The organism is Bradyrhizobium sp. SRL28 (genome assembly GCF_018596315.1).
Classification (GTDB): Bacteria; Pseudomonadota; Alphaproteobacteria; order Rhizobiales; family Xanthobacteraceae; genus Bradyrhizobium.
On sequence record NZ_JAHEAG010000002.1, the window covers coordinates 475,109 to 487,588 of the forward strand.

General features: G+C 62.4%; 11 protein-coding genes. 4 read left to right on the forward strand and 7 right to left on the reverse strand.

What is annotated here, in order from left to right:
• Positions 1-23 precede the first annotated feature (23 nt).
• Together KIP88_RS06650 and KIP88_RS06655 are read right to left on the reverse strand one after the other, a co-directional pair.
• Complete coding sequence (locus tag KIP88_RS06650; protein ID WP_214487052.1) at positions 24-1,628, reverse strand: HAMP domain-containing sensor histidine kinase; 1,605 nt, start codon at positions 1,626-1,628, stop codon at positions 24-26.
• Between the two features lie 201 nt (positions 1,629-1,829).
• On the reverse strand, positions 1,830-2,786 hold the full coding sequence (locus tag KIP88_RS06655) for an NAD(P)-dependent oxidoreductase (protein ID WP_214487053.1): 957 nt from the start codon (positions 2,784-2,786) through the stop codon (positions 1,830-1,832).
• 90 nt (positions 2,787-2,876) lie between these two features.
• On the opposite strand from KIP88_RS06655, the gene KIP88_RS06660 reads away from it, so the two are divergent.
• The 4 genes from KIP88_RS06660 (at position 2,877) to KIP88_RS06675 (ending at position 7,283) form a co-directional block, all read left to right on the forward strand.
• Positions 2,877-3,314, forward strand: a complete 438-nt coding sequence (locus KIP88_RS06660; RefSeq protein ID WP_214487054.1) for a VOC family protein — start codon at positions 2,877-2,879, stop codon at positions 3,312-3,314.
• A 298-nt stretch (positions 3,315-3,612) separates the two neighbouring features.
• Entirely contained in the window at positions 3,613-4,758 is a 1,146-nt protein-coding gene (locus KIP88_RS06665; RefSeq protein WP_214487055.1) for an Mrp/NBP35 family ATP-binding protein, read from the forward strand.
• A 182-nt stretch (positions 4,759-4,940) separates the two neighbouring features.
• Positions 4,941-6,029, forward strand: a complete 1,089-nt coding sequence (locus KIP88_RS06670) for a TRAP transporter substrate-binding protein (protein WP_214487056.1) — start codon at positions 4,941-4,943, stop codon at positions 6,027-6,029.
• A 165-nt stretch (positions 6,030-6,194) separates the two neighbouring features.
• A complete protein-coding gene (locus KIP88_RS06675; protein WP_214487057.1) occupies positions 6,195-7,283 on the forward strand; it encodes a TRAP transporter substrate-binding protein in 1,089 nt (362 codons plus the stop codon).
• A 230-nt stretch (positions 7,284-7,513) separates the two neighbouring features.
• Here the strand turns inward: KIP88_RS06675 and KIP88_RS06680 are convergent, their stop codons facing one another.
• From KIP88_RS06680 to KIP88_RS06700, 5 genes are all read right to left on the reverse strand, one after another.
• Positions 7,514-9,115 (reverse strand): TRAP transporter large permease subunit, encoded by a 1,602-nt coding sequence (locus tag KIP88_RS06680; protein WP_214487058.1) that lies wholly within the window; start codon positions 9,113-9,115, stop codon positions 7,514-7,516.
• Positions 9,112-9,651, reverse strand: a complete 540-nt coding sequence (locus tag KIP88_RS06685) for a TRAP transporter small permease subunit (RefSeq protein ID WP_214487059.1) — start codon at positions 9,649-9,651, stop codon at positions 9,112-9,114. Before KIP88_RS06685 ends, KIP88_RS06680 begins: the two co-directional genes overlap by 4 nt.
• A 378-nt stretch (positions 9,652-10,029) precedes the next feature.
• On the reverse strand, positions 10,030-11,019 hold the full coding sequence (gene moaA / locus KIP88_RS06690; RefSeq protein WP_214487304.1) for a GTP 3',8-cyclase MoaA: 990 nt from the start codon (positions 11,017-11,019) through the stop codon (positions 10,030-10,032).
• A gap of 174 nt (positions 11,020-11,193) precedes the next feature.
• Positions 11,194-11,622 carry a hypothetical protein gene (locus KIP88_RS06695; protein WP_214487060.1) on the reverse strand — a complete coding sequence of 143 codons (429 nt, stop codon included), beginning with the start codon at positions 11,620-11,622 and terminating at the stop codon, positions 11,194-11,196.
• A gap of 153 nt (positions 11,623-11,775) precedes the next feature.
• The gene (locus KIP88_RS06700) at positions 11,776-12,462 is read right to left on the reverse strand and encodes an HAD family hydrolase (protein WP_214487061.1); all 687 of its coding nucleotides are present in this window, start codon (positions 12,460-12,462) and stop codon (positions 11,776-11,778) included.
• Positions 12,463-12,480 lie beyond the last annotated feature (18 nt).

Genomic DNA, 12,480 nt, shown 5'->3' on the forward strand with positions numbered 1-12,480 from the left:
CGTCCGTTGCGCAAGCGCTCCAGCTACAACCCTGTTCCTGCACTCATGATCGGCTTGTGACGCGCCCGCCGTTCTTCGTCGGCGATCGCTGTGACGATGGGTTCCGGCTGCAGGGGCGGGGCCTCCTCGGCCATCGGCGCCAGCGCGCTCATCACGCGCTCCGGCGGGAAGGTGACGATGACTTCGGTGCCGATGCGCAATTTCGATTTCAGCGTGAAGGTGCCGCCATGCATGTCGATCAGGCTCTTTGCGATCGGAAGGCCCAGCCCCGCGCCCTGTTCGGCCGACTTGATCGAGTTGGAGCCCTGGCCGAAGGAAGCCAGCACGACCGGAATTTCATCCTCGGCAATGCCGGAGCCGGTATCCTTGACGCTGAGGTATTGCCCGCCGGAAGCGGTCCAGCCGACCTTGAGCCAGATATCGCCGCCCTGCGGGGTGAACTTGATCGAATTGGATAACAAATTGAGCACGACCTGGCGCGTGGCGCGTTCGTCGCCCCAGATCCTGGGCATGCCGTGCTCGAACACCTCGCGGATGGTGATGCCGCGGCTGGTCGCGCGCAGCTTCAACAGATGGTGGCAGTCGGCAACGACGTGAACCAGCGACACCGCTTCCTCGTTCAGCTCATAGCGGCCGGCCTCGATCCGCGACAGATCGAGAATCTCGTTGATGAGATTGAGCAGGTGAACGCCCGAATTGTGGATGTCGGCGGAATATTCCTTGTACACCGCCACCGCATGCGCGCCGAAAATTTCGCTCTTCATCACCTCGGAGAAGCCGAGGATCGCGTTCAGCGGCGTTCGCAGCTCATGGCTCATCTGCGCCAGAAAGCGCGACTTGGCGACGTTGGCGGATTCGGCGCGGTGCCGCGCTTCGTCCGAGATCGCCTTGGCTTGTTCGAGCTCGCCGATCAGCGCGTCCTTTTCGGCGCGCGCTTCGAGCGTCGCCAGCGTCGTCGAATGGAGCTGATGGGCAAGGAGAGCAAAATAGGCCTCGGCGGCGACCGCAAGCAGCGCGAGCGCGTAATTGTCGAAGGTCCCGCCCAGTATGAAATTGAGCGCGATCGCCGCCGTCACCGGCGCGGTCGCTGCCATAGCCGCAATCGGGAGCGTCGCCGCCAGCATGCTCGACACCGCGATCACCAGCAGCATCAGGAACATCATCATCGTGTTCGAGACGACGTCGACGCCGGCCGGATGCATCAGGATCGCCGTCCAGCTCAGGCCGTAGAGCAAGTCGAGCAGCACGAACCGGGTTTGCCATCTGCGCGTGGCGGCGAGCGAGGGCTGCTCGCCGAGGAAGCGCCTGCAATTGCGAATGATGGCAGCATGGATGCAGAGCATGCCGACGGTCCAGACCGTAGCCGGCACGGCGGCCTTCCAGAGGCCGAACAGCACGCCGGTCGAAACCACCAGCAGCATAACGACAAAGGAGGCCGATACCCGGGTCTGGGCATATTGCCGGAGCAATTCGGTATCGAAAGCCGGGCGGGTGCCGCTTGATGACGTTAACCGGTCCCGCGCCTCGCGCACCCGCTGCGCCGCCACGCGCCGGGTATTGACCGGCGGTGCGACCGGCGCTTCTGCCGGAAGCTGGACAACCTCGGGCTTTTCTGCGGGGTTACTCATCAAACAACACAAATCCTGCCCGCGAACCGCGCGGGCTTTTTGCATTGTCTATCTGTGGGGCTAAATCATTAAGCGATGACTTAAAGAGCTAAAAATATCCGTTAACGGGAAGTTAAAATTAACCTGTTCCCCAGGTGGAACCCCGCTTCTGTGGGGACAAGAAGCGGGGCCAATCCACCTGCCTTAACCGGTTTTTTTAACTCAGCGCTCCAGCCGGGCCATCAGGCTCGACGTATCCCAGCGCTTGCCGCCCATCTTCTCGACCTCGGCGTAGAACTGATCAACCAAAGCGGTCACCGGCAGGTTGGCGCCGTTGCGGCGGGCTTCTGCGATGCAGATCGAGAGGTCCTTGCGCATCCATTCGACCGCAAAGCCGAAATCGAATTTGCCCTCGTTCATGGCCTTGTAGCGGTTCTCCATCTGCCAGGACTGCGCCGCGCCCTTGGAGATGGTTTCGATGACGGCCGGAACGTCCAGCCCCGACTTCTTTGCGAAATGAAGGCCCTCGGACAGGCCCTGGACAAGACCTGCGATGCAGATCTGGTTGACCATCTTGGTGAGCTGGCCGGCGCCGGCGGGCCCGAGAAGTTTGCACATCCGCGCGTAGGAGCCGGCGATGATCGGCTCGGCCGCGGCATAGGCATCTTCGTTGCCGCCGCACATCACCGTCAGCACGCCGTTTTCCGCACCCGCCTGGCCGCCGGACACCGGCGCATCGATGAACTTGAAGCCTGCCTTCGTGGCGGCGGCGTCGAGCTCGCGGGCCACCTCGGCGGAGGCGGTGGTGTGATCGACGAAGATTGCGCCCTTTTTCATGCCGGCGAAAGCGCCGTCGGCGCCGATCGTGACCGCGCGCAGATCATTATCGTTGCCGACGCAGCACATCACGAAATCCTGGCCTTCGGCCGCTTCCTTCGGCGTCGGCGCGGCGCGGCCGCCGAATTTGTCCGCCCATTCCTTCGCCTTGGCGCCGGTCCGGTTGTACACGGTCACCTCGTGGCCGCCTTTTTTCACCAGATGTCCTGCCATGGGGAAACCCATTACGCCGAGACCGAGAAAAGCGACTTTAGCCATATGCGATACCTTGAAGTTTTGCCGGCGACATTGGGCTGGCCGGACGGGTGTTCTTGAGGGAGCCGCACCATACAAGCTGCGCATGGGAGGGCAACGCCTTCATTTGGCGGGCAGGGCCGGAATTGTGCTAGGATAGGGGGCTGAAGAACCTCACAAAAAAGGGAGTGACATCGCATGGGCGTCAGCGTGGGCGTGCTCGACCATTTCAACATCCGGACCCGCAATCTTGCCGATACGGTCCGGTTCTATGAAGACGTTCTGGGCCTGGAAAAGGGCGCCCGGCCCAACTTCGCCTTCCCCGGGGCGTGGATGTATAGCGAGGGCAAGGCGGTGGTGCACCTCGTCGATATCTCCAGCACCGAGGAACCGCAGAAGCCCGATTCCGGCGTCGTCCACCATGTCGCGTTTGCCAGCTACGGCTTTGACGGCATGAAGCAGCGGCTGGAGCAGAAGGGCATGGCATACGACTCCCGGCAGGTGCCGGGCGGCGACCTCTGGCAGATCTTCGTCAATGACCCCAATGGCGTCATGATCGAGCTGAACTACGAGGCTGCCAAGGAGCAGACGGCTGCAGCCCCCGCCGAGCGGCGCGATGACGTCGGAGCGAGGTAGCCTTTTGCGCTGAACCGCTCTATGGGTCGCATCGCACTCGAGCATGATCCGGAAAAGTGGGGACCGGTTTTCCCTCGCGACAAACGCGGAAGCGTTTGCGCGGAGATCATGCTCAAATCAAAGCGATAGAACGGGATGATGTTTCGAAGAAATATCATCACGCTCTAGCGGTTTCGGAACGAGACCTGCATTTCGGATTTGCACCGAGGCGGATCGGGTCGCGTCAAGAAAGCGCGTCAATACAAGAGAGTAGGGCCCGGTTCTCAATCAGAACCGAAGGGCTTCAGGAGATGCGCGAGTGAGCGTTACGCAGCAACAGGTTCTCGATTCCCTTGGCCGGGTGGCCTCGCCCCGTGGCGTGCCCCTGACCAATGCCAACGTGCTGTCGGAGATCTCGGTCACCGACGGCAAGGTGTTCTTCTCCATCAACGTCGACGCTGCGGAAGCCCGCGCCTGGGAAAGCGTGCGCGCGCAGGCCGAAGCCGCCGTACGCGCGATCCCCGGTGTCACTGCTGCGATGATCGCGTTGACGGCCGAGCGCAAGCCCGGCTCGCCGCCACCTGCGCCCGCGCCGCATCGGCATGCGCATTCACATCCTCCCGGCGTGCAACCGGCTTCCGCGCACCGTCCCCCGCAAGGCGGGGCGTCGCCGATGTCGAAGCAGGCGGAGATTCCGGGCGTTGCCGCCGTCATCGCGGTGGCCTCGGGCAAGGGCGGCGTCGGCAAGTCGACCACCGCGCTCAACCTGGCGCTGGGCCTGCGCGATCTTGGCCTGAGCGTCGGCCTGCTCGACGCTGACATTTACGGCCCGTCGGTGCCGCGGCTGACCGGCATCAATGAGAAGCCGCGACTCGACGACAACAGGAAGATGATTCCGATCCAGCGCTTCGGCCTTGCCATCATGTCGATCGGCTTTCTGGTCGAGGAAGACACCGCGATGATCTGGCGCGGGCCGATGGTGATGTCGGCGATCACCCAGATGCTGCGCGACGTGGCGTGGGGCACGCTCGATATTCTGGTCGTCGACATGCCGCCCGGCACCGGCGACGCGCAATTGACGCTGGCGCAGAACGTGCCGCTGAAGGGCGCGGTGATCATCTCGACCCCGCAGGATCTCTCGCTGATCGACGCGCGGCGAGGGCTTGCGATGTTCAAGAAGGTCAACGTGCCGGTGCTCGGCATCGTCGAGAACATGAGTTACTTCCAGTGCCCCGAATGCGGCACGCGCTCGGACATTTTCGGTCATGGCGGCGCGCGGCACGAAGCGGAGCGGCTGGGTGTCCCGTTCCTGGGCGAGATCCCGCTGCACATGTCGATCAGGACCACCTCCGATGACGGTAACCCGGTGGTGGCGAGCGAGCCGGACGGCCCGCATGCCGCGATCTACCGCGCCATCGGGACCAGAGTGCGCGACCAGCTTCAGGGCGCCATCGCCGCGGCCTGAGGCCCTTATCCGCGCCTCCTAAGACTTTGGTTTAATCAGTACAGTCATGCCTTTGTCGCGTTTTCGATAGCCAACTTCCGTGTTAAAGCGCCCCCGCCAGAGCGCCCCGGATGACGTGGAATTCGCCCGCCGGAGGACATGCTCGAGGATTATGGGAAACGTCCCGTCTTAAGGAGACTTGAATGAAGCGTCGTGATTTTTTGAAGGTTTCAGCGGCCGGTGCTGCCGCGACAGCCGTTGCCTCGCCGGCGATCGCGCAATCATCACCTGAGATCAAATGGCGCCTGACGTCGAGCTTCCCGAAGTCGCTCGACACCATCTATGGCGGCGCTGAACAGGTGGCGAAATACGTCGCTGAAATGACCGACAACAAGTTTCAGATTCAGGTGTTCGCGGCCGGCGAAGTCGTTCCGGGTCTGCAGGCGCTCGATGCGACCTCCAACAACACCGTCGAGATGTGCCACACCGTCTCGTATTACTACGTCGGCAAGGATCCGACCTTTGCGATCTTCGCCTCGGTCCCGTTCGGCCTCAACGCGCGTCAGGCGAACTCCTGGTGGTATCAGGGCGGCGGCGAGGCACTCGGCAACGAGTTCTTCAAGAAGTTCGGCGTGATCGGTTTCCCCACCGGCAACACCGGTGCGCAGATGGGCGGCTGGTTCCGCAAGGAGATCAAGACGGTCGCCGATCTTTCGGGTCTCAAGATGCGTATCGGCGGCATCGCCGGACAGGTCTTTCAGAAGGTCGGCGTGGTGCCGCAGCAGCTCGCCGGCGGCGACATCTATCCGGCGCTGGAAAAGGGCACCATCGACGCGGCCGAGTGGGTCGGTCCCTACGACGATGAAAAGCTCGGCTTCGCCAAGGTCGCGAAGTACTACTACTACCCGGGCTTCTGGGAAGGCGGCCCGACCGTTCACTCCTTCGTCAATCTCGAAAAGTGGAATTCGCTGCCGAAGAACTACCAGGCAATCCTGACCAACGCCTGCGCGAACGCCAATAGCTGGATGAATGCGCGTTACGACATGCAGAATCCGACAGCGCTGAAGCGTCTGGTCGCCGGCGGTACCCAGCTTCGTCCCTTCACCAATGAAGTGCTCGAAGCCTGCCTGAAGGCCACCAACGAGTTGTGGGCCGAGATCTCCGGCAAGAACGCCGACTTCAAGAAGTCGATTGACGCGATGCAGGCCTACCGCTCGGACCAGTATCTGTGGTGGCAGGTTGCCGAATACACCTATGACAGCTTCATGATCCGCTCGCGCACCCGCGGCTGATTACGCCTTAAGTCGTAGAAAGCAGCCCGGCCTTCGCAAGAAGGCCGGGCTTTTTCGTTTGCCCCGTATAGTTCGGGATGGAAATCGGGAACCGGATGTTCCATGCTGGCTATGAAGGCCTCGCCAAGAAGGCCACGGCACGCATCACCAACAGGGATGGATTCAATGAAAAGAAGAGATTTTCTTAAAGTAACTGGCATTGGCGCGGCTGGCGCCGCAACGCTGGCGGCTCCCGCCATCGCACAATCGATGCCGGAGCTCAAATGGCGCCTGACGGCTAGCTGGCCAAAGTCGCTCGACACGCTGTGGGGCGGCGTTGAGTTGATGGCCAAGCTCGTTGGCGAAGCCACAGATAACAAGTTCCAGGTCCAGGCTTTCGCCGGCGGCGAAATCGTTCCCGGCCTGCAGGTGCTCGATGCCGTGCAGAACGGCACCGTCGAGATGGGCCACACCGCGTCCTACTATTATTTCGGCAAGGACCCGACCTTTGCCTTCGGCACGGCGGTGCCGTTCGGCCCCAACCAGCGCCTCAACCAGGCCTGGTACATGCTCGGGGGCGGAAGGGACCTGCTCAACCAGTTCTACAAGAGCTACAACGTCACCTCGTTTCTGGCTGGCAACACCGGCTGCCAGATGGGCGGTTGGTTCCGAAAGGAAATCAACACCGTCGACGATCTGAAGGGATTGAAGATGCGCATCGGCGGCTTTGCCGGCCGCGTGATGCAGAAACTCGGCGTCGTGCCGCAGCAGCTTGCCGGCGGCGACATCTATCCCGCGCTGGAAAAAGGCACGATCGATGCGGCGGAATGGGTCGGGCCTTATGACGACGAGAAGCTCGGCTTCAACAAGGTCGCGCCGCATTATTACTATCCCGGCTGGTGGGAAGGCGGACCGATGCTGCTCGGGCTCGTCAACCTGGATAAATGGAACTCGCTGCCGAAACACTATCAAAGCGTCCTTGAGCAGGCGGGGCAGGCCGCCAATAGCTGGATGATGGCCAAATACGACCAGGGCAATCCGCCGGCGCTGAAGAAGCTGCTGGCAGGCGGCACCAAGCTGCATGCCTTCTCGCCGCCGATCATGCAGGCCTGCCTGAAGGCGACCAAGGAATTGTACGCCGAGACGTCGGCGAGCAATCCCAATTTCAAGAAAGTGCTGGAATCGATGAACTCGTTCACGGCCAACGGATACCAGTGGTTCCAGGTCGCCGAGCTCGGTTACGACAGCTTCATGGCGCGCAATCCGCAAGGCTGATCGCACGCAACAGCCACAAGCGAAACCCCGGAGCGAATGCTCCGGGGTTTTCTTTTCCGAGCTGTCGTCACCCGCCTTGTGCGCAATTGCGCACTGGGGCGGGTGACCCAGTATTCCAGAGACCGGAGCTGGAGCCGAGAAGCCGCGGAGTATTGGATGCCCCGCCGGAGCCTGTCATCGGGCGGCGCTTCGCGCCGACCCGGTGGCGGGGCATGACGAAAAGTGCGCCGCTACTGTTTCGGCCCGCCGAAATCGAGCGGTGGCAGTTCGATCTGCGGCACCTCGATCCTGACTTTGCTGAGATCGACGTCGAGCGGCTTGTCGAGCAGGGCGGTTACCACGACCGGGAAAGCGATCACGATCGCCACCATGATGGCCTGCAGGCCGATCCAGGGCAGGGCGCCCCAATAGATGTCGGAACTCTTCACTTCCTTCGGCGCAACACCACGCAGATAGAACAGCGCGAAGCCGAACGGCGGGTGCAGGAACGATGTCTGCATGTTGACGCAGAGCATGACGCCGAACCAGATCAGGGCGGCATCCGGCCCCACCACGGGCGCCAGCACCTTCTGCGCGATCGGCGCCACCATCGGCAGGATGATGAAGGCGATCTCGAAGAAGTCGAGGAAGAATGCCAGGAAGAAGATGAAGAGGTTGATGAAGATCAGGAAGCCCCAGACGCCACCCGGAATCGAGGTCAAATGGTGCTCGAGCCAGACGCCGCCATTGACGCCGAGGAATACCACCGAGAAGCAGGTCGACCCGATCAGGATGAAGACCACCATGGTGGAGAGGCGCATGGTCGATTCGTAGCCCTGCTTGATCAGGTCGCGCAGGTCCGGAATGCGGACGGCTTCGAGGCAGAGCCACACGACGGCGAGATAGAGCACCGCGAACGTCAGTTTCAACACCTTGCCTTCGCCGACGAGAATTCCGACGATCACGGCGGCGCCGGTGGCGGCGATGCCGACGAGGAGCATCTTGTGCCCCTTGCTGCTCAGATCCTTGTGGTGGATTGCGGCGAGAACGATCGCGCCAATCGCGCCCATCGCACCGGCTTCCGTGGGGGTGGCCAGGCCCATCATCATGGTGCCTAACACCACGAAGATCAGCACGGCAGAGGGAATGATGCCCATCAGGCATTTGCGCCAGAGCGGCCAGCCCCGCAGTGTCAGCGCGTCCCTGGGCACCGCCGGGACGTGATGGGGCAGGAAGATACTCAGAACGAACGTGTAGCCGGCGAACAGCGCGATCTGCAGGAGCGACGGCCCCCAGGCGCCGAGATACATGTCGCCGACCGATTTGCCGAGCTGGTCGGCCATCACGATCAGCACCAGCGAAGGCGGTACCAACTGGGTGATGGTGCCGGATGCGGCCAGCACGCCGGTGATGTAGCGAACATTGTAGCCGTAGCGGAGCATCACCGGCATCGAGATCAGCGCCATGGCGATGACCTGCGCCGCCACCGTGCCGGTGATCGCACCGAGGATGAAGCCGACGATGATGACGGAATAGCCGAGACCGCCGCGGATCGGGCCGAACAGCTGGCCCATCGAATCCAGCATGTCTTCGGCTAGACCGCACCGCTCGAGGACAGAGCCCATGAAGGTGAAGAAGGGAATCGCAAGCAGCAATTCGTTGGAAAGCACGCCGCCGAAAATGCGACCGGGAATGGCCTGCAGGAAGTTCATGTCGAAGAAGCCGAGATAGATCGACAGGAACCCGAACGACAGCCCGAGCGCGGCCAGCGTGAAGGCCACCGGGAAGCCGATCAGCATGGCCAGAATCAAGCCGCCGAACATCAGCGGCGGCATCATGTCCAGCGTGATCATTGGGTAGGCCTCTCATACTTCGCATCGATCACGACATAACCCTTCAGTGCAGCGATGCGCTTGATCACCTCGGAGACGCCTTGCAGCGCCAGGAAAACAAAGCCGACGGGAACGACGAGCTTGATCGGCCAGCGCAGCAGGCCGCCGGCATTGCTCGAGGTCTCGCCGACGGCGTAGGCCTGCATGAAGAACGGCCACGACAGATAGCTGAGCAATAGGCAGGCCGGGATCAGGAAGCACAGCGTGCCGATCAGGTCGAGCCAGAGCTGGCCGCGCTCGGACAGCATCAGATAGAGAATTTCGACGCGAACATGCTCGTTCTTCTTGAACGTATAGGAGGCGCCGAACATCACGAAGATGGCGAACATGTACCACTGCAATTCGAGCCAGCTGTTGGAACTGTAGCCGAAGGCGTAGCGGATCATCGCGTTGGCGGCGCTCACCACGCAGGCTGCGAGCACGAGCCAGTTGCAGACGCCGCCTAGTTTCTCATTGATCCAATCGATTGAGTTACTCAGTGCCAACAATGGGCGCATTACGCTCTCCTCGGACGCGTCATCGACGCGTGCCGGATGTCTTCATTGATATTGCGTTGCCATCTCGCGCCGGGCGCCTGGAGCTGCCACCATGCACCAAGCGCGCAAGGCCGCTCTCGCGTGAAAAACGCGCGAGTCCGCAACTCATTCGCAGATGCGATTGCAACGATAGTCCTCCCCCGTCTCGCGCTACCGCTGTCTTGACTGCAACCTAAGGGCTGCAGCGGCCTGTCCCGGCCGTGCTGGCGTGAAGCAGGCGCACCATTTCAGCGCGCCGCGGCGGCGTCAATCGGAAAATGGACAAATTGACGCGGGGATTAATTGATTGGTTGGCCTGATAAATCCGCGTTGGGGCGGATGATAAATTAATCAGCGAACTCAGCCGCCGGTCACGCTCATGTGGCGAGAGACGCTTGGGCGGTTATGCCGGCGGTCGATGATGAAGTCGTGGCCCTTCGGCTTCAGCCCGATGGCGCGATCGATCGCGGCTGACAGCAAATCGTTGTCGGAGGAAGCCCGCAACGGTTTGCGCAAATCCGAGGCATCCTCGTGGCCAAGGCAGGTGTGCAGCGTGCCGGTGCAGGTGATCCGCACCCGGTTACAGGACTCGCAGAAATTATGCGTCATCGGCGTGATGAAGCCGAGCTTGCCGCCGGTCTCGGCAACGCGAACGTAGCGGGCGGGGCCGCCTGTATCGTCGTCGAGATCGGTCAGCGTGTAGTGCTTGGCGAGGCGGGCGCGCAGAAGCGACAGCGGCACGTACTGATCGATGCGGCCTTCGCCGATGTCGCCCATCGGCATGACTTCGATCAGCGTCAGCGCCATGCCCTTGCCGTGCGCCCATTCCATCAGCGAGGGGATTTCCTCCTCGTTCATGTTCTTCAACGCCACCGCGTTGATCTTGACCGCAAGGCCCGCGTCGCGCGCGGCCTCGATGCCGGCCAACACCTTGTCGAGATCGCCCCAGCGCGTGATGGCGCGGAACTTCTGCGCATCGAGCGTGTCGAGCGAGACATTGACGCGGCGAACGCCGCAGTCGCGCAATTCGCCGGCGAAGCGCGCCAGTTGTGAAGCGTTGGTGGTCAACGTCAGTTCATCGAGCGCGCCGCTTGAAAGATGCCGCGACAGCGAGCGCACCAGCGACATCACGTTGCGTCGGACCAGCGGCTCGCCGCCGGTGAGGCGGATCTTGCGCACGCCCTTGGCGATGAAGGCCGAGCACAGCCGGTCGAGTTCTTCCAGCGTCAGCAGGTCCTTCTTCGGCAGGAACGTCATGTCCTCGGACATGCAGTAGAAGCAGCGCAGGTCGCAGCGATCGGTCACCGACACGCGCAGATACCGGATGGTCCGACCGAACGGATCGACCATCGGCTGGAACAACTGATTGGGTGACGGGAATCCGCTCATTCAGGCTGCCTTGCAACTGACTTGTACCGGGGTCTTCACGCGTAGCTCGCTAGCATAATCTAGGCACGTTGTAAGGCGCCTACAATCAGCAAGCTTGCGGGTGCAGTTGCGAGATCCGGCAGGGGCCGCCGCGATTCAGCGGGCCGCGGGCTGGGCGGGGGCCGGCGCCGCAGCCGCCTTCGGCTTCTTCGGCCGCATCGGCTTGCGCGCCTTCGGCGGCGGCGCAGCCGGCTTGAGTTCCGCGAACACCGGGCTCGGCTCGATGATGGTCGTCGCTGGCGAGGCAAAATCGCCGGGATTGCGGATCACCTGGACAGGAACCGTGACCGGCTGGAACTTGGGGCTTGCGAAGGTGACGGAGAAGCCGGCGTCGGGCGCGGGCACGTCGACCGAGCAGGGGGTTTTGCAGGCCGGTCCGAGCGAGGTCGTGGCATCCGCTCCCGGTGGCGCCGAGTCCAGCGCAACCTTCACCAGCGGCGGCGCCGGCTTGAAGGAATCAAGGGAAAACGACGAGCATCCGGCGAGGCTCGCCCCGGTGACGGCAATCGCGATGACACGACGCATGATCGACCACTCTGACTTGCGGCCAATCGGCCACAATCCCCAATGGCGAACCGTAGGAGTGCGAGGGCAGAGTTGCAACCAGTACGGGCAAAAATGCTGAAGAATGGTTAACGCCGAACATTAGCGCTCCAATACACCCAAGAAATCAGATGGTTAGGTCCGAGACGTCACCTTGCTGAGGCTCTCCACTGCTGCCGGAAGCTCGCGCATATGTGCGATCAGCCGGTCGGGCTTCAATTCGGCGATCGGCACATCGGTATATCCGAACTCGACCCCGATCACTGGAATGCCGGCCCGCCTCGCCACGCCGACGTCGGGGCCGGCGTCGCCCACCATGATGGTCGCAGCCATATCGCCGCCCGCCCGCGCCACCGTCTGCTGCAGGATGATGGGATCGGGCTTGGAGACGCCAAACGTGTCGGCGCCGCAGATGGCGGAAAATCGTCCGCTCAGGCCCAGTTGGTCGAGCAGCCGCTTCGACAGCCATTCCAGCTTGTTGGTGCACACCGCGAAGCGGCAACCCAGTGCCGCAAGCTCGTCGAGCGCGGCTTCCAGCCCCTCGAACGGCCGCGAGGCGTCGGCGATGTGGGCGGCGTAATAGTCGATGAAATCCTTTGTCAGGCGGTTGACGTCCTCCACGCTCATCATGCGGCCTTCCAGTTCGAGCCCGCGCTCGATCAGCTTGCGGGCCCCGGCGCCGATCATGTTGCGTGCCGATTTCAGCGGCACCGGTGGCATGCCTTCACGGTCGAGCACGAAATTGAGCGCGGCGATCAGGTCGGGCGCGGTGTCGACGAGGGTGCCGTCGAGGTCGAAGACAATGGTGCGGGGAAGGGTCATGGGAATTCGCTAGCGGCA